An 18,626-nucleotide genomic window follows, 5' to 3' on the forward strand; every position below is an offset into this window, starting at 1 on the left:
GTTGTGAGGAGTCAACACTATTAGCTTGCATGCGACCTCCCCCCATAAAGATGGCTTAGATTTCGTAATAGTATTTGCCATCTGTGTTACGCTGATGGCTTCAGATTACTATGGTCAATATATGGGCGCCGTTCGCAATCTATTGACCACGACTTTAGAGCCGGTTGAGCGTATCGCAGCGGTACCTTCGCAAGTGCAAAAATGGTATAGCCATAAACTACAAGATACCGCAACGCTTGAAAACCAGATTTTGCAACTCAATACCGAAAACATTATGCTTAAAGCGCGACTACAACAAATGGAAAGCCTTGAGCAAGAACTTGACCGTCATCGGCGACTACTAGGCACAACGGGCCGAATGGATGCTCGCTCGGTTCGCATAGCCAGTGTCTTGTTTTATAGCTCTACCCCCTTAACGCAATACCTCACCATCAACAAAGGCGGGTTGGATAATATAAAAATCAATCAACCTGTTATTGATGCGAATGGTTTAATTGGCCAGGTCACCAGCTTAACGCCCACCTCAAGTCGAGTTATGAAAATTACCGACCCAAACCATCAAACACCTATTCGAGTTTTACGCACAGGTCAAAGAGGGATTGTAACCGGCTTAGGGCATGGTATGTTGAGCCTAGATTTTATTCCTATTAATGCGAATATTCAGCCTGGTGACAGCTTGGTTACCTCCGGTTTGGGGGGGATTTTTCCAGCAGGCTACCCAGTTGCGACTATTACTGAAGTAACAAAAACAGAAGGGTTAAGTTATTTAAACATCAAAGCGGAACCGATCGCTGATTTGGACAACACCCACGAAGTTTTAATTTTATTTACAACAAGAAGCCCCAATGAATTTCGCTTACCATAATATTGCCTTTCACTCGGTTAAATACCTAGTCTTATTGAGTTATTGCCTTTCTTTAATTCTCAGTGTCTATGCACTCAGAGTTGATTGGCTAATTATTCTTCCGCCCTTTGCACTTATGGTTTTGTTGTTTTGGGTAGTACAAATTCTAAACCAAACCCACCTTTTTACTGCATTAATACTAGGGTTATTAATGGATGGATTACATCAAACCTTACTGGGAAGCCATAGCCTAATTTTTATTATTATCACCTTTATGATGATTCGCATGAGACTACGTTTTAGAAGCACACCACTATGGCAACAATCGATTGTGATTGGATTCTATATGTTAATCTTTCAAATCTTATATTTTATACTTTACACTCCGCCTCTAAGTGAAGAGGGGGCCGTGCTCTATTGGTCCATGCCTCTAGTGTCAATAGTTTTATGGCCACTGATCGCATTGAGCCTGACAAAATTATCTAGCCCTACTTCAAACACATGATACCGCTCGCCTTTGACGAAACGCAAACCAGCTTAAAACAAACACGCTCGTTTAAATTTAGAATTTTGTTTGTTATCCTGGTTATCTTGATAGTTTTTGTTGGCCTCATTGCACGCATGACCTATCTGCAATGGTTTAATCATGAGAAATATCTAAGTCAAGCGGATGGTAATAGAATAAGCGTACAAACACTTCCACCTCAGAGAGGCCATATTTTTGATCGTAATCAAGTACTTCTCGCTGGTAACGTTTCCAACTACAAACTCAACTTTAGACGGGAAAACATTATTCAGTTTGATGCAACTTTTGAGCAACTAAAAACTTTGTTTCCAGAAATTGAAACCTCATTAATTGATGAGTTTTCAGAAACACTAAGACGAACGCCTCGCCACCGAGATCTGCCACTACCCTATTCTCTAACTGAGAAACAAGCCGCGACTTTTGCAGCAAACCGCTTTAGGTTTCCCGGTATCACCTTACAAGCGCAGTTAAAACGAACCTACCCACAAAATAGTTCCGGTGTTCATTTTCTGGGTTATGTTGGCCGAATTAGCCAGGCAGACCTTCAAAGACTTGAAGCCCGACGCTATAGAGGTAGTGAAGTAACAGGCAAAATTGGCATTGAAAGAGCCTATGAAGATCGCTTACATGGCTACCCTGGACTTCAAACAGTTGAAACCAATGCACAGGGACGAGTTGTTCGTATTCTTGACACCATCCCACCTAAGCAAGGAGAAAACATCACCCTCACAATTGACATTAGGTTACAACAATTTATTGAAGAAAAACTCGGAGATCGCCGTGGCTCGGTGGTAGCCATTTCACCGATAAATGGTGAAGTCTTGGCTTTAGTCAGCACACCTAACTATGATCCGAACTTATTTGTCGACGGCATAACGCATGCCGAGTACAACGCTCTGCTCAACAACCCTAACAAGCCATTAATTAACCGCGCACTGCGAGGACAATATCCACCCGGCTCAACCACTAAACCCTTTGTTGCCTTAGGTGCACTGGAACAGGGTTTCACCACAACGACTGAACGCATCTTTGACCCTGGTTACTTTGAATTTCAAGATCACCGATATCGCAACTGGCGACGCCAAGGCCACGGCTGGACAGACTTGAAACGTTCAATTGTTGAGTCAGTGGATACCTTCTACTACAAAATGAGTTTAGACATTGGTGTTGATGGCCTGCACAGCATGCTATCCCCCTTTGGCTTTGGTGAAAGAACCGGCATAGATATCCCTGGCGAATTGGGCGGCATCCTGCCTTCACAAGAATGGAAAAGGCGAACGCACGGCGAACCTTGGTATCGAGGTGAAACCATTATCGCATCTATCGGCCAAGGCTATAACCTAGCAACACCGATACAACTTGCCCAAGCGACCGCTATTCTGGCTAATCGCGGACGCATTATTCAACCTCACCTACTCAAAGCCGACCGAGACTCTATCCAGTATGTGACCGATCCAGAAGCAGAAGCCGAAACCTCGGATCAAATCCCCATCCGAAGCCGTAATCACTGGGAGTATGTGATTCAAGGCATGATAGATAGCGTACATACACCAAGGGGCACTGCATGGAATGCAGGACGTCACATAAAAGATTACCAAATTGCAGGAAAAACTGGTACTGCGCAGGTATTCAGTCTGCATGACGCGGAATACAACGCGGATGAATTAGAGCAGCGCCTGCATTCACACTCCCTTTTTATTGCCTTTGCACCGGCCTCTAATCCTAGAATAGCAGTCGCAATTATTGTAGAAAATGCTGGCGGTGGTGGTCGAGTCGCAGCCCCGATTGCCATCGAAACGATTGATTACTTTCTTAAAGAGCTTGACCAATAATGACCAATACGTGGCTAACTGACAAAGAGCGAAACTATGTAAAACCCAAAACATGGTTGGCAAGAATTCATATTGATGGATTATTACTGCTTGGTTTAATAATGCTGTTAATCACCGGACTTATCACCATTTATAGCGCTTCTGGTGGCGACTTAAATGTAACCAAACACCATGCAATAAGAATTTTAATTGCATTTAGCCTCATGCTTGCGTTTGCGCAGATTCCTCCAGCCAAACTGGCGTTAATTACGCCTTGGGTATTTTTAGTTGGCATCTTAATGCTTGTCGCCGTTATTGTGTTTGGTGATATGGGCAAAGGCGCTCAACGCTGGCTTGACCTTGGCTTTATACGATTTCAACCCTCTGAAATCATGAAACTCGCGCTACCCATGATGGTTGCATGGTTATTTGCCTACAGCAGATACCCTGCCCATCCCGCACGATTTATGCTAGGACTTTTTATTGTCGGCTTAACAGCGGGACTCATTGTGATTCAACCTGACCTGGGCACCTCAATTCTTATCGCGATGAGCGGTTTATTTGTGCTATTTTTTGCTGGATTACCTTGGAAAATCATCGTTGGAGCCCTTTTCAGTGTAGCTATCGCCATCCCTGTCGTCTGGAACTTTCTCCATGCCTATCAAAAGCAACGTGTGCTGACTTTTCTTGACCCGGAGTCTGACCCTTTGGGGGCTGGTTACCATATCATTCAATCAAAAATAGCGATTGGATCTGGTGGTTTAGAAGGAAAGGGGTTTATGGGCAGTACTCAGGCACATCTTGAATTTCTTCCGGAAAGTACCACGGACTTTATATTTTCAGTATTTGCCGAAGAATTTGGGCTCATAGGCGTCATTCTGTTACTTACCCTTTACAGTCTGGTTTTGCTCAGAGGTTTATATATTGCTTATCGCGCCCAGGAAGCCTTTAGTCGGTTGGTTGCAGCCAGCTTAACCATGACACTCTTTATCTACGTTAGTGTCAATATAGGCATGGTCAGCGGACTTTTACCTGTAGTAGGACTCCCATTACCACTCATCAGTTACGGAGGCAGCTCAATGGTTACCCTAATGATCAGCTTTGGCATATTGATGTCGATCCACACCCACAAAAAAATGTTATCGAATTGATTCAATATTCAAGGTTTAGAAAAAGCACTAATTATGTTAGATTATGCCAAATCAATATTACTTAACATTTTAAGGCCTATGAAAAATTTATTTTATCGCTCAAGTATTTTTGCAATTCTAACGCTGTCGCTTTTATTTAGCCAAGCATCCCGAGCTAACCAACCTTTTGTATCACCGGCACCGCCTTCTTTTGCCGGTACAGCTCATATTGTAGTTGATTACGACAGCAATGCGATTATTGCTCAAGGTAATCCGGACATGCTGATTGAACCCGCCAGTTTAACCAAGATCATGACGGGCTATGTGGTCTTTACTGAAATCAAAAATGAACGAATCAAACTTGAAGACATGGTAACGATTAGTGAAAAAGCTTGGCGTATGCCTGGCTCTCGCATGTTTATCGAAGTGGGTAGACAAGTTTCAGTGCAGGACTTAATCAAGGGCATGGTTATCCAATCAGGTAACGACGCGAGTGTCGCACTGGCTGAACACATCGCAGGAACAGAGGAACGTTTTGCACAATTAATGAATCAATATGCCTTAGAGCTTGGGATGACTAATACTAACTTCCTTAACTCTACAGGCTTGCCAGATCCTGAGCACCTAACCACGGTTCGAGATTTATCAATCTTAACTCGTGCGCTGATTCGAGACTTTCCTGAGTTTTATAACTGGTACTCCGAAAAGCGTTTCACCTACAACGGCATTACCCAATATAACCGTAACCGCTTGCTTTGGCAGGATCCAACCGTTGATGGCTTAAAAACCGGGCATACCTCCTCAGCAGGCTATTGTTTGGTATCATCCGCGAATCGAAATGACATGCGCGTTATTGTTGTGGTAGCTGGAACTGAAAGTGCTTCTCAAAGAATTAGCGAAAGCCAAAAACTTCTTAACTACGCATTCCGCTTCTACGAAACCCATAAACTTTACGAAAAAGACCAAAGGCTGATTGATGCCAGAGTATGGCTTGGCGTTCGTGATACACTGGGTTTAGGAATCGCTGAAGAAGTTTACGTAACCGTTCCACGCGGTCAATACCAAAATTTAAAAATTGATACCCTAACTCCAAAACAAATTGAAGCACCGATAGCTTTAGGCGACCCCATCGGTCAACTGGTTATCAGCTTACACGATGAAATTTTAGTTGAGAAACCACTGATCGCATTGGCAGATATCGAACAGGCCTCTTTTTTCAAGCGCTTAATGGACAGAATAAAACTGCTATTCCGTGGGCTTTTTGGCAAAGAAGTTTAAGCAAACATGACCCTGCAAACTGTTTATTTAAATGGCGACTTTATGCCAATGGAACAAGCCCGCATCTCACCCTTGGATCGCGGGTTTTTATTTGCCGATGGCGTGTATGAAGTGATCCCGGTGTATCAAGGGCAACTGTTTGAATGGGAAGCACATTACCAGCGTCTTGAAAACAGTCTTGCCGGCGTGTTTATCAACAACCCGATGGATAACCAGGCCTGGTTATCGGTACTACAACAATTGATTTCACTGCATCCTTGGCAAGATCAATTTATATACCTGCAAATCAGCCGAGGTCAACAAATTCCGCGTGACCATCTGCCACAGGCTGATTTAATTCCCACAGTTTTTGCCTATACCAATCCGCTCAAACCCTTGGCTGACAGCATTATTTCTCATGGTATTAAGGTTATTACGCTTGAAGATATACGTTGGCAGCGCTGTGATATTAAATCTATTGCTCTGTTGCCGAATGTGATGGCGAAAATGCAAGCCCAAGCCGCCGGGGTCGATGATGTGATTTTAGTCAACCAACAAGGTTACGTGACCGAAGGTTCGGCCAGCAATATGATGATGGTCAAAGCCGGTGAAATCATCACCCCGCCGTTAAGCGCACATATTTTGCCCGGTGTTACCCGCCAAGTGATTGAAAAAATCGCCAACCGCCACCATATCCCGTTTATCGAGCGCGAGATTCATCAAACCGAACTCGACAGCGCGGATGAACTTTGGTTAGCCAGCTCTACGAAAGAAGCCCTACCGATTTGCCAACTGAATGGACAACCGGTGGCCGACGGCCAACCCGGTGCGATTTGGAAGCAGTTACGTCAGCTATACCAGAATTATAAAATACAAACGAGAACCCGAAGCACGATATGACCGAATCACAAAATTCTGAAAAGCCTGAAACCCTCATTGAGTTTCCTTGTCACTATGAACTCAAAGCCATGGGGCCTCATTGTGAAACCTTTATTGACTTGGTTTTTAACACCACTCAAAAACATGTTGCCGATGTTGCGCGTGAAGCTATTCGCTTAAACCCATCAAAAACCGGAAAATACGTTTCAGTTAAGATTAAGTTTTACGCCACCCATATCGAACAAATCCACGGCATTTATGGTGAGTTAAACGCACACCCTGATGTACTGTGGACACTCTAAGCCAAAACATTAAAATCCAACACCTAGGTTTGCAAGATTACCTGCAAACCTATCAGTCCATGCAAACCTTTACCCAACACCGCGATGCTGATACGCCGGACGAAATCTGGTTGGTTGAACACCCCCCAGTATTCACTCAAGGTTTAAATGGTCAAGCTGAACACATCCAACAAAGCCTGCGCGCTATACCGCTGGTTCATACCGACCGTGGTGGACAGATTACTTATCACGCCCCCGGTCAATTGATTGCCTATCTGTTAATTGATTTGAAACGCCGCAAGCTTGGCGTGCGCCAACTGGTCACCCTGCTTGAGCAGGCCTGCATCCAACTTTTGGCGGAGTTTCAACTGCCCGCCTATGCGCGTGCGGATGCGCCTGGCATTTATCTTGAGGGTAAAAAAATCGCCTCGCTCGGCCTAAAAATAAAGCGTCAATCGAGTTATCACGGTTTAGCCTTAAACGTCAATATGGACTTAACGCCATTTGAATGGATTACCCCCTGCGGGCTTCAAGCCATGCAAATGACGCAACTTGCTCAGTATCAAGCCGACATTTCTGTCGAACAGGTTCAACCCCGATTGCTCAGACAGATTTTACAGCTACTGGAAAACTCGCCTATAATGGTCGACTCATAAAAATAAAACGCGATCACTCAACCTAAATCAAAAGAAAACCGGCTTATGCAAACCTACCAAGAAATAAAACTCGACCAGATTGGCGGGCTCAAAACGCGCAACCAGCAAATGAGTAAGGGCGAGTACAAAACCAAGTCACTCAAGCACAAACCTGACCCTGAACGCGAACGCCTGCAAAAACCCAACTGGATTCGCGCCAAACTGCCTAAAGCCAAAGATATCCATCGCATCGGCGAACTCAAACGTATTTTGCGCGATAACGGATTACACACAGTTTGTGAAGAAGCCTCTTGCCCTAACCTCGGCGAGTGTTTTGGCCACGGCACCGCCACTTTTATGATAATGGGCGATATTTGTACCCGTAAATGCCCGTTTTGTGATGTGACCCACGGCCGCCCCAAACCGCTTGATGCCAACGAACCCCAGCATATGGCGAATACCATTAAAGCCATGCGCTTAAATTACGTGGTGATTACCTCGGTAGATCGCGATGACCTGCGTGACGGCGGGGCCAAACATTTCCGCCACTGTGTTGAAGCGGTGCGTAACACCTCACCCAACACGCAAATTGAAATTCTAGTACCGGATTTTCGCGGCCGACTCACCGTGGCGCTGGAAACCCTAGCGCACTGTCCGCCGGACGTACTCAATCATAACCTTGAAACGGTACCGCGTTTGTATGAACAAGCCAGGCCTGGTGCAGATTATCAAGCCTCGTTAGACTTATTAGCGCGCTTCAAACAAATGCAACCCCATGTCAAAACCAAGTCAGGCTTAATGGTTGGCCTAGGCGAAAGCTTTGATGAAATGGGGCAAGTGCTTAAAGAACTACGCGCCCATAACGTAGATATGCTGACCGTCGGCCAATACCTACAACCCAGCGTGCATCACCTAGCGGTCGAACGCTACTGGACACCGGAAGAATTCAAACAACTCGAAACCCAAGCCTATCAACTCGGGTTTAGTCATGTCGCCTGCGGGCCGATGGTACGGAGTTCCTACCACGCCGACCTACAAGCCCAAGGTGTGTTTAACGAATCAGTTGAGGGGTGAAGCGGTATTGCGCTTCAACACCTGTGCGGACGTTTAAGGTCTGTGCAAGCTCATCAAATACCGCATCCGATAAGGTGTGATGGCTCACTACATTCAGCTTCACACTCGGATTCGCACCCCATTGCACATCGACACTCTCTAAACGAATCCTTGTCTCGTTAATCACCAGCTCAATGCCCTCTAGGCTGTTAGTTAAACTGCTCTTCTGCCCCATTTGCCAGAAAGCAAATGCCAGCGGTATGGCAATCAATCCAACAATCAACGCAGAGGCACCAAAACCTTTTTTCGCACGCGCAAAACTGGTATAGCCCATCACCCAAAAGGTAATCGCCGCGGCGGCCGCAATACCGAACAGGTTAGTGATAAACAATAAAAACGAACCATAAACCACTGACCAGTCCATCCACCCCAAACCTATACCGGTAACGGCAAGCGGCGGTACTAAAGCAACCGCAATCGCCACCCCCGCTAGGGTTTTAGCAACCTCAGATTTTGCATAGGCGTAAGCTCCCGCAATTCCCGACACCACCGCCACGCCTAAATCCAATAGCGTGGGATTTAATCGCCCGGCGATTTCATTGGTTACATATTGAATATCGACAATCCAAGTTGCAACCATCGCGCTCAACAAGGCTAATAACAAACCGATTAACAGGGTTTTAATCGAGGTCAAGGTTAAGCTGCCTTCACCGCGCGCCATGCCCATCGCCAAGGATACAATCGGTGCCATCAGCGGTGCTAAAATCATCGCGCCAATCACGACCGAAGTCGAGTTTGCCATCAAACCAAAGGTCGCGAGCAGGGTCGATAACACCATTAATACCATGTAGGGTGAGCTGGTTAAGGCACTCTGACGTAGCTCAACAAATACATGCTTATAATCCTCTTCGTGCGCTTGGTCAAACAAGGGCAGAGGCCGCCCGACTTTTTCAATCGCGTCCTCATCTCTTGGTAAACCTTGAACCTTAAAGACTTCTTTATTGGTTTTTCTTGTAGTGTCATCTTCCGCCAAATAACGTCCGGGGATAATGTTCACCACCTGCTCAACTATTTTCAAAGCAAGCGATGATGCCTCATGGCTTTGGCCGTCAATTGAGTAGGTCACATCACGCTGGGCTTTAATCGTCAAACTATGGGTCTGCACCAAGCCAATCGTATCGGTTAAAAGCGTAATTTGACGCTGCCCCAACACATAAGATTTGAACCAGTGCCAACCGTAACCCATGAGCGAATTTGGAGCAAAAATCACCGCATTCATCCGACCATCATTAAAATTAAAATTGGTTTCTAAACCCCGCGTAATTGCCGCTGAACTCGAGTGGGGTTCAATCCAAATACTCAATGCGGCGGTATTAATAGTTTGGTTTTTGGCGGTTTGAAGCTTAAACAATTGGGGTGTTGCTGCTTTAACCGCTTGATAGGTTTCCTTCCAATCGAACCAAGCCTGCTGATAAAAAGGCCTCTCATGATTACCCTCTTGAGACACACGAAAATTTTCACCAATAACCACATTTGAAAGAACAAGCTGGTCATTACAAAACAGCAGATCTGCCTCCATCGCTTTTGATTTATCAACACCATCAATCACGGCTTCTTTTAACTTTCGGGTAATACCGAAAAACTGTTGCGCATTTGGATTGTTATCATTTGGCAATAAGGCCAAAGGAACCTTGTTTTCAGACTGGGTCAGGACATTAAATAACGCCACCACTTGATCATCACTTAAATCTAACCAATAGCGTCGTGCATCCGGCAAACACTGATCTAGCGACGCTTGATCTTCGCAACTGAAAAATTCCGGCGTTAGGCCTTGCGCACTGAGCAATTCAAATATTTCCTGCTTTCGCTCGTCCGACTGTGCAGAATCACACAGCACTAAATCTTTCGGCAAAGTCTTTGCTCTTTCAACACTTTGCGCGACCACCTGATCAATTTGTTGTTCTGATATCATAAACTTGTCTCACTCGAGTTTTAATACGCCTTTTGGGCGGGGGTGTCTGAACATTTCCTATCTGTTCACAAACCTAGCTATAATAACGCAACCTAAAAAAAGAGTTCAAAGGAATCAGCATGTCACAGCAGGATGTTATTCAACGCTTCCTATTCAAAGATCAAGCTATACGTGGTCAACGGCTACTACTTAACCAGGCCTGGTTATCAATGATTAAAGATCGCCATTATCCGCAAGCCTTACAAGAATTGCTTGGTGAACTCACCGCATTTAGCGCCTTGCTGGCGAATGGCATCAAACACCCCGGTAAAATAACGCTGCAAGTTCAAGGCGAAGGTCCGGTTAATCTACTAGTGGTTGAAGTCACACATCAACTCAAGCTCAAAGGCATGGCTAAAACCAATCAACCGATTACCGACCAAACCAATGCAGAAAGCCTTTTGGGTCAAGGACAAATTTTATTGTCACTTGAAAATAGCCTAACCGATCATCTTTACCAGTCCTATGTAAGTCGTGAAGGCGATCAACTGGTTGATGCGTTACAGCATTTCTTATCACAATCCGAACAACTCGATACCCGTTTATGGATTAGCGTCAGTGATCAAGCCGTAGGCGCCCTTTACTTACAAAAAATGCCAGACACGGAGGCTGCGGATGCCGATGCGTGGGATCGCATTCAACACCTTGCCTCGACCGTAAAAGACCAAGAGCTGCTTGAATTAGATAACACCACGCTGCTAACACGTTTATTTCACGAGGAAGTGGTCGAGGTATTTGAAGCTAAACCACTAGTCTATGAATGTCTTCAAGACCGTGAAAGAGTGGCCACCATGTTGAAATCACTGGGCGAGGAAGAGGCAAGAAAATTACTCGAAGAACAAGGTGAGATTGTGGTGTTCAACGAAATGTGCAACTACCACGAGCGTTTTAACAGCCAAGACTTGGATGCCCTGTTTGGCACCCAGTAACATTAAAAAATTTTATTGGATAGCAGGCTTAATTTTATGTAACTTAAGTACAAGTTAAGTTGACAGCTTGAACAAAAAAGCTAAAATGTGTATCAAATTGGTAAAATACTAGCGATTAACCTGATGATGTTCCAACACCTTTACCAATAGATGATATGTGGATTCATCAATCCGTTTGGTGATGGTAGCCTGGTAAAGCTCGCAAAGCACGTGATGCAGATGTTCATAACGGTCTTGGTTAATCGTATTAATTTGCTTATCAATATTTGCGGGTTCTTGATGCGCTTGATCTAACCAAAATTTAGGCAGACAAAAGCAATGCTCGATATGGCGCGCAAGCTTTTCTCCAATATTTCTTGTTGGATTCAGACCGAGAATGCGGCTAACTTGGGTTGGCGAACGCTCGATTCTCTCAGAGAAAAGCGTTTTATTACCAATAAAGTTAACTAAAAGTTGCGCGTTATCGCGACGTATATCGTAAATGCTGTTCATATCTAATGAATAATAACCATGCGGACAACAAAAGTATATGACCAATTGGTGCAAACAAGGAAAAAATAATGTTAGAGCTTGCCTATACCAGTCGTGCCAGTGAAATGATGACAGATATTCAGCTTGAGCAATTGCTTAATCAAGCGACCCGTTTCAATAAACTACACAATATCACCGGCCTACTGCTCTACAATGATGGCATTTTTTTCCAAGTGCTTGAAGGTGAAGAAACGACTGTAAACATGCTTTATGCCAGCATTAAGCAAGATTTTCGTCATTATGACGTGCGCCAAATATATAGCCAACCGATAGAAGAACGGCATTTTGCTGAATGGTCCATGCGATTTTTTAATGTCTCACCACACCAGCGTCAAACTGAACTTCTTGACTTGCCTAGCGACCAACTTGATCTGACTGAAAACTGGATTATCCCCAGCACTGCAAAAGTGCTAATCAACGCATTCCAGCGTTTATAAAACACGTCTGACAATCAGGAACAAATCAATGGAATCAAACGAACAGCCTCAACCCACTCAACACCGAGAATTTGTTGTTGCACTTGGTGCCTCAGCCGGGGGCCTTGAAGCACTCGAAAAATTTTTTGCCGCTTGCCCAACCGATACCGGCTTACCCTTTATCGTAATCCAGCATTTATCGCCAGACCATAAAAGCATGATGGCTGATTTACTCGGGCGTTACACCGCCATGCCGATTAAACTGGTTGAAGAAGGCATGCCGATTCAGCCCAACCATGTTTACCTAATTCCCGCAGGCACGATTATGCGCGTGGTTGGCGGCCACTTTGTCCTCACCCAAAAAACACCGCATGTACTCAGCTTACCGATAGATATTTTTTTCACCTCAATGGCCGAAGAATATGGTGACAAAGCCATCGGCATTATTCTTTCAGGCACAGGCTCAGACGGCACCCGCGGTGCGTATGTGATTAACGAATCCGGTGGGTTTTTATTGGCACAATCTCCGAAAGAAGCTAAATTCAATGGCATGCCTAACAGCGTGATTGCCACCGGCCTGATTGATGATGTGTTAGATGCTGAACAGCTTGCTGAACGACTGCTCGACTATGTTAAAAACCCACAAAAAATTGTTAAACAAGACACGGCGCAACCAGGCCTGGATTATGAAGACCCCACCCATTTAATTTTTCACTATCTGGCGCAAACCACAGGCGTTGATTTTCACCAATACAAACAAGCCACCGTCACCCGACGCATTGAACGACGGATGCAAGTTAAACACATCTCAGATGTTAAAGACTATGCCAAACTGCTTGAGATAGACCGCACAGAACTGGCGAATTTAAGACGCGAACTCTTCATACCTGTTACCCGCTTCTTCAGAGACACGCCGGCCTTTGATGATCTGCAAACGATTGCGATTGATGACATTGTCAGCAAAGCCGAAAACGGCAACGGTATTCGTATCTGGTCCGCCGGCATATCCAGTGGTGAAGAAGTTTATTCGATTGCCATTTTGTTCTTTGAAGCCTTTGAACGCGCCCGGCGCTGGCCGAATTTAAAAATATTCGCCACCGATGTCAATCCGCAAGCAATTGAACTCGCCTCAGCTGGCCATTACCCTGAATCGATTGCCGCTGAAGTCAGCCCCGAACGTCTGCAACGTTTTTTTAGCAAATCCGGCAATGAATATATTGTCAAACCCGAATTGCGCCAAGTCGTGGTATTTGCCAAACACAACCTACTCGCTGACCCGCCCTTTACCCGAATGGATTTAGTCACCTGTCGCAATACCTTAATTTATTTTCAAGCCGAACCGCAAAACAAAGCCTTGCAACGCTTACAGTACGCGACCAAACCCGGCGGCTATTTATTTTTAGGCTCAAGCGAATCGATTAACGCGATTGCCAAAGGCTTTGATACGGTTCATGCAAAAAGTAAAATCTTCCGCAGAAACTATGTCAATATGCCACTTATCGGCCTAGACAATAGTAAAAACTCACTTAAAAGCCAACCTCGCCTAACCAGACAGTTCAGCAAACTGAACGCACTTGAAACGGCTGAAGTCGCATTGCTCGATGAAACCAGTCATCAATTGATTAACGCCTATTCTCCGCCTGGTTTTTTAGTGAACGATCATCAAGAAATCATTCACCTGTACGGCGATGTCAAACCCTTTTATAAAATTCGTGCCGGCGCTGCCAGTATGGATATTACCCGCATTTTACCGGATGGGCTTATCTCCGTGGTTTCCGCTTTATTATTCAAAGCGTTAAAAGACCAAAAAGTATTTTATTCCGACCGTTTAAAACTTGAACTCGAGCCAGAAAATCCTTGCTTGTTACGCGTTTGCGTCCGACCGATTAGCAGCAATGCTGACGAAAAATTTGCCTTGGTGCTGTTTGAACCCCTCCCTTTACAACATGATGACCCGCAAAGCCAAACCATTAACCTCGATGATGAAACCGCTGCGCGGATTGAAGTATTACAACAAGAATTAGCGGCAACCCGTGAAAGCCTACAAGCCACGATTGAGGAACTTGAAACCTCAAACGAAGAACTGCAGGCCACCAATGAAGAGTTGATGGCGTCCAATGAAGAACTGCAAAGCTCGAACGAAGAACTGCAATCAGTCAACGAAGAGCTCAATACGGTCAATGCCGAATACCAAGAAAAAGTGCTACGCCTTAACCAATTAAATGCCGACCTCGATACCATGGCGAAAGCCGTAGGCGTGGCCACTATTTTTGTTGATCACAACCTAAATATTAGTCGATTCAGCCCTGATGCTGTTGGGCTATTTAAGTTGCGTGATTCAGACCTTGGACGCCCTTTGAGCGACTTGCACCACAGTTTTGATAACGAACATTTAATCGACTATTTTGAACAAACCTTAAAAACCACACTTCCGTTTGAAACTGAATTGATACACCAAAACCACAAAAGCTACTTGTTGCGGATTCTGCCTTACAAAATACCTTCAAGCGACAAGCATGGTGCTGTGGCTAGTTTTATCGATGTAACTGGTATTAGTGACCAATAATGACAATAAACACGCTAGATAAAGACAGCTTACGCCAACGGGCGAAACAATTGTTAGAAGACCGGCCCGATTTCACCGATATCGAGCGGCTTTCGCAAGCGAATATGTCGGCATTGGTTGAAGAAATGCAGGTCTATTTAGCCGAACTGGAAGTCCAAAATCAACAGCTTCAAGACACACAGCTCAAATTGGATCACCAACAGGTTCAATATAAAAAACTGTTTGAGCACTTACCCATTCCGGCTTTATTACTCGATCAAGCTGGTATTATTCTTGATAATAACCATCAAGCTGAATTGTTTTTTACCCACCGAACGACACGCCATTTAAACCAACACTCAATCTTTCGTTTTTTAAGCAAAAACAACAGTCAATGGTTATTTAATCGCTTAAACGACCGCGAAAATCAAGAGGCCTTATCGGCTGAGTTTGAGTGTGAAGTACAAGCCCAGCGCATTCCGGTAAAAGTCAGTATTATGCCGATCAAACCTGTGATTGATCAGCTTGATGAACGTCAATTCATCATCACCATTATGGATTTAACCGCTCAATACCAGCGCCAAAAAGACTGGCAAATGTTTCAAGGCATTTTGGATCATAGCTCGGTGATGATTTATGCGTTTGACCATAACGGCCAATGTCTATTAGCTAATCAAAAAGTTGCAGACATGTATGGCTTAGCCAGCCCGTCTGACGTCATCGGCCAAACGCGTGAACAATTAATGTCTTTGCAGGACTCAAACCGTCATTTTCAACACGACATCGAAGTAATTCGTTCACAAAAGCCCCTGCAACTTAAAGAGGACATGGTTAGAGATGGCAAAATTTTCTATTTCTTGACGGATAAGTTTCCACTGTTTGATTCGAACAACCAAGTCTTTGCAGTCGGAGGCATTACCTATGACATCACAGAGCAAACCGAACACGAAAAACAGCTGACGATTTCGAATGAAATATTTAAAAAAGGCCAAGATGGTATAATGATTTGTGATCCGGATGGGCACATTTTATCAGTTAATAAATCCTTTGAGCACATCACCGGCTACACAGAACAAGAGTGCTTGAAGAGAAATCCACGTTTTTTAACCTCAGGTCGGCATTCAGCTGAGTTCTATAAAACCTTTTGGGACAACCTTCTGCGCTTTGGCCATTGGCGCGGCGAAATTTGGAACAAACGTAAATCGGGTGAGATTTACCCACAAGAACTGTCTGTCTCGGCGATTAAAGACACCCAGGGCAACCTGATTAACTACCTAGGTGTATTCAACGATATTACAGCCAAAAAACAAGCTGAAGAAGAAATTCTGCATCTCGCGTTTTATGATGGTTTAACCGGCGTGGCGAACCGTCTGTTATTGCGTGAACGCACTGAACAGCTCATCAGCGAAGCCTCTCGCGAACCGATTGCCTTTAGTTTAATGTTTATCGACTTGGATCACTTTAAAGAAGTGAATGATGTGCATGGACACGATATGGGGGATTTGCTGCTCAACCAAGTCACACAGCGCATCAACCAATTAATACGCCCACACGATACCCTTGCACGCTTAGGCGGTGACGAATTTGCCATCCTATTCCCCAGACTCAACCCTTTTAACAGTCTGGATTTAGGTGAACGCTTGGTGACGACCCTCGCCGAACCCTATCTAATCCAAGATGCCGATCTTCACATTTCAGCATCGATTGGCATCGCGTTATTTCCCGACGATGCACAGGATTACAACACCCTATTAAAACATGCCGACCTCGCGATGTATCACGCCAAGCAATCCGGGCGCAACAGTGTACATGTATTTAAAAACGAACTCGAAACCCAACTCGCCCGCACGGTTAACATTGAAACCGAGCTGCGCTATGCGATTGAACGCCAAGAGTTTGTGCTGGTGTTTCAACCTCAATACGCCCTTGAACAGAACCAATTCACCGGCTTTGAAGCCTTGATTCGCTGGCAGCACCCCGAAATGGGCAGCGTATCACCCGAAGTGTTTATTCCGGTAGCCGAGCGTTCTGATTTTATCATCGACCTGACCGACTGGGTTTTAAGCCAAGCGCTTACCACTCTGCAGAACCTGAATGGCGAACACCCAAACCTAACCCTATCGGTCAATATTTCAGCACGCGAACTGATTCGTTCTGACTTTGTAGAGCGAATTCGACAACATTTATCCAAGCACCCGACTATCAATCCTTGTCAGCTTGAGCTAGAAATCACTGAGCGCATTGCAATGGAACAGCCCCAAAAGGCATTAATGATTTTTCAATCATTGCGTCGATTGGGAGTAAGATTGGCGCTGGATGATTTTGGCACAGGTTATTCATCACTCAGCTATCTAAAAAGATACCCGCTGAATACATTAAAAATTGATAAGACATTTGTTGATGAAATTGGCACTGATGAGGAAGATGAGGCGGTGTGCAAAGCCATAATTTCACTGGCAAAAGCGATTGGTTACCAGACCATTGCCGAAGGCGTCGAAAATCAGCAACAAGCTGACTTTCTAAGCATGCATGGCTGTGACTTTATTCAGGGTTACTATTATGCCAAACCATTAAAAGCCGACGACTTAAAGGCATTCTTTACCACTCAAATCGGCTGATCGCGGGTAAAAACCCAGTCTTTTTCATTCGATAATGCCGGTGCAAATTGATAACCGGCATAGTCAAAATATTTTAGGTCTTCAACCTGCTCGACTTTTTTGTCAATCGCATAACGCACCATCAAACCTCGGGCTTTTTTGGCATAAAAACTGACAATCTTATATTGGCCGGATTTTAAATCCTTAAAAATCGGCGTAATCACGTCGCTGTTGAGTTTTTTCGGTTTGACGGCTTTAAAATATTCATTTGACGCCAGATTCACAATTGGTTTACCCGCCTGTTGCAGCGTGTTATTTAAACGGTCGGTAATCTGCTCCCCCCAGAAAGCATAAAGATCTTTGCCGTTTTGGTTTGCAAATTTAGTACCCATTTCTAAACGATAAGGCCGCATTAAGTCGAGTGGACGTAATAACCCATACAGACCAGACAAAATGCGCAAATGCTTTTGGGCATAATCTAAACCAGCTTGATCCAAAGTCGATGCCTCTAGACCTTGATAAACATCGCCTTTAAACATCAACAAGGCTTGTTTAGAAACCTCATCATCCAGCGTAGGTTTTAACCAGGCCTGGTTGCGCTCGAAGTTCAATTGCGCTAAATCGTCGCTGATATGCATCAAACTACTCAATGCCGCAGGTTCGAGTTCGCGTAACTGGGTCATTAGGGTTTCGGCTTGTACTAAAAAATCAGATTCACTGGCGAACAGTTTATCTGGGCGTGGGGATTCGTCCAAAGATTTAGCTGGGGAAATCAACATTAACATTGTCACCTACTCCTGTTAAAAGCAAAACGCCCGAAAGAACGGGCGTTTTTTAATTCAATATCACGCTTTTAATTACGCGTTAGGCTTAATACCCTGGCCTTCTAAAAAGTGGCGTAATGCCATAATGTCATCTTTGTTTTCAATGTCATGGCCATGGTGAGGTAAATGAATACCCAACTCAGCGCCATTAATCACAATTTTAGCGCGCCCATGATGGCTAGTATCAATCGTCGCACCGTAATGTTCAAGCGCATGTGACAACTTTTTCCAGTCAATGTTAGCTGCAATTGGATGGGCAAAAATTTTCTCAATCATCGCATCGTGTTTATTACTCATTTTGATTCTCCTGTTCTATGTTAAATACCTTTAGATATATTATAGCACTCAGGTTAATCA

At 44.6% G+C, this 18,626-nt stretch carries 17 protein-coding genes; 13 read left to right on the top strand and 4 right to left on the bottom strand.

Annotated elements, in window-relative coordinates; all coding sequences use genetic code 11:
• Window positions 1-25: 25 nt before the first annotated feature.
• The 9 genes from mreC (at window position 26) to lipA (ending at window position 8,437) form a co-directional block, all read left to right on the top strand.
• A complete protein-coding gene (gene mreC, locus JX580_RS08780) occupies window positions 26-865 on the top strand; it encodes a rod shape-determining protein MreC (protein WP_248850169.1) in 840 nt (279 codons plus the stop codon).
• On the top strand, window positions 846-1,349 hold the full coding sequence (gene mreD, locus JX580_RS11990) for a rod shape-determining protein MreD (protein WP_432758392.1): 504 nt from the start codon (window positions 846-848) through the stop codon (window positions 1,347-1,349). Before mreC ends, mreD begins: the two co-directional genes overlap by 20 nt.
• On the top strand, window positions 1,346-3,202 hold the full coding sequence (gene mrdA, locus JX580_RS08785) for a penicillin-binding protein 2 (RefSeq protein ID WP_283103580.1): 1,857 nt from the start codon (window positions 1,346-1,348) through the stop codon (window positions 3,200-3,202). The genes mreD and mrdA overlap by 4 nt, the downstream gene beginning before the upstream one ends.
• Window positions 3,202-4,332 (top strand): rod shape-determining protein RodA, encoded by a 1,131-nt coding sequence (gene rodA, locus JX580_RS08790; protein WP_248850171.1) that lies wholly within the window; start codon window positions 3,202-3,204, stop codon window positions 4,330-4,332. Before mrdA ends, rodA begins: the two co-directional genes overlap by 1 nt.
• Window positions 4,333-4,410: 78 nt before the next feature.
• Window positions 4,411-5,589 (top strand): D-alanyl-D-alanine carboxypeptidase family protein, encoded by a 1,179-nt coding sequence (locus tag JX580_RS08795; protein ID WP_248850172.1) that lies wholly within the window; start codon window positions 4,411-4,413, stop codon window positions 5,587-5,589.
• Between the two features lie 6 nt (window positions 5,590-5,595).
• Window positions 5,596-6,468, top strand: coding sequence for a D-amino acid aminotransferase (locus JX580_RS08800; protein WP_248850173.1), 873 nt, complete (start codon window positions 5,596-5,598; stop codon window positions 6,466-6,468).
• Window positions 6,465-6,749, top strand: a complete 285-nt coding sequence (locus JX580_RS08805; protein WP_248850174.1) for a YbeD family protein — start codon at window positions 6,465-6,467, stop codon at window positions 6,747-6,749. Before JX580_RS08800 ends, JX580_RS08805 begins: the two co-directional genes overlap by 4 nt.
• Before the next feature lie 59 nt (window positions 6,750-6,808).
• Window positions 6,809-7,384, top strand: coding sequence for a lipoyl(octanoyl) transferase LipB (gene lipB / locus JX580_RS08810; RefSeq protein WP_248851912.1), 576 nt, complete (start codon window positions 6,809-6,811; stop codon window positions 7,382-7,384).
• Between the two features lie 45 nt (window positions 7,385-7,429).
• The gene (gene lipA / locus JX580_RS08815) at window positions 7,430-8,437 is read left to right on the top strand and encodes a lipoyl synthase (RefSeq protein ID WP_248850175.1); all 1,008 of its coding nucleotides are present in this window, start codon (window positions 7,430-7,432) and stop codon (window positions 8,435-8,437) included.
• On the opposite strand, the gene JX580_RS08820 is transcribed toward lipA, so the two are convergent.
• The gene (locus JX580_RS08820) at window positions 8,415-10,388 is read right to left on the bottom strand and encodes a TIGR00341 family protein (RefSeq protein ID WP_248850176.1); all 1,974 of its coding nucleotides are present in this window, start codon (window positions 10,386-10,388) and stop codon (window positions 8,415-8,417) included. The two genes, lipA and JX580_RS08820, sit on opposite strands and share 23 nt — an antisense overlap.
• A 119-nt stretch (window positions 10,389-10,507) precedes the next feature.
• Between JX580_RS08820 and JX580_RS08825 the strand changes: the two genes are divergently transcribed.
• Entirely contained in the window at window positions 10,508-11,356 is an 849-nt protein-coding gene (locus JX580_RS08825; RefSeq protein ID WP_248850177.1) for an Hsp33 family molecular chaperone HslO, read from the top strand.
• Between the two features lie 108 nt (window positions 11,357-11,464).
• Here JX580_RS08825 and JX580_RS08830 read toward each other — a convergent pair whose 3' ends face one another.
• On the bottom strand, window positions 11,465-11,848 hold the full coding sequence (locus JX580_RS08830; protein WP_248850178.1) for a hypothetical protein: 384 nt from the start codon (window positions 11,846-11,848) through the stop codon (window positions 11,465-11,467).
• Between the two features lie 68 nt (window positions 11,849-11,916).
• Between JX580_RS08830 and JX580_RS08835 the strand changes: the two genes are divergently transcribed.
• Genes JX580_RS08835 through JX580_RS08845 form a run of 3 tightly spaced genes read left to right on the top strand, consistent with a single transcriptional unit; the run spans window position 11,917 to window position 17,466 of the window.
• Window positions 11,917-12,324: a BLUF domain-containing protein gene (locus JX580_RS08835; RefSeq protein ID WP_248850179.1), complete on the top strand. Its 408-nt coding sequence runs from the start codon at window positions 11,917-11,919 to the stop codon at window positions 12,322-12,324.
• Window positions 12,325-12,352: 28 nt separating this feature from the next.
• On the top strand, window positions 12,353-14,869 hold the full coding sequence (locus JX580_RS08840) for a chemotaxis protein CheB (protein WP_248850180.1): 2,517 nt from the start codon (window positions 12,353-12,355) through the stop codon (window positions 14,867-14,869).
• Window positions 14,869-17,466 (top strand): bifunctional diguanylate cyclase/phosphodiesterase, encoded by a 2,598-nt coding sequence (locus JX580_RS08845; protein WP_248850181.1) that lies wholly within the window; start codon window positions 14,869-14,871, stop codon window positions 17,464-17,466. The genes JX580_RS08840 and JX580_RS08845 overlap by 1 nt, the downstream gene beginning before the upstream one ends.
• Here JX580_RS08845 and yaaA read toward each other — a convergent pair.
• Window positions 17,454-18,230, bottom strand: coding sequence for a peroxide stress protein YaaA (gene yaaA / locus JX580_RS08850; protein WP_248850182.1), 777 nt, complete (start codon window positions 18,228-18,230; stop codon window positions 17,454-17,456). The genes JX580_RS08845 and yaaA overlap by 13 nt on opposite strands.
• A 72-nt stretch (window positions 18,231-18,302) precedes the next feature.
• Entirely contained in the window at window positions 18,303-18,566 is a 264-nt protein-coding gene (locus JX580_RS08855; RefSeq protein ID WP_248850183.1) for a hypothetical protein, read from the bottom strand.
• Window positions 18,567-18,626 lie beyond the last annotated feature (60 nt).

The organism is Thiomicrospira microaerophila (assembly GCF_023278225.1).
Lineage (GTDB): Bacteria > Pseudomonadota > Gammaproteobacteria > Thiomicrospirales > Thiomicrospiraceae > Thiomicrospira > Thiomicrospira microaerophila_A.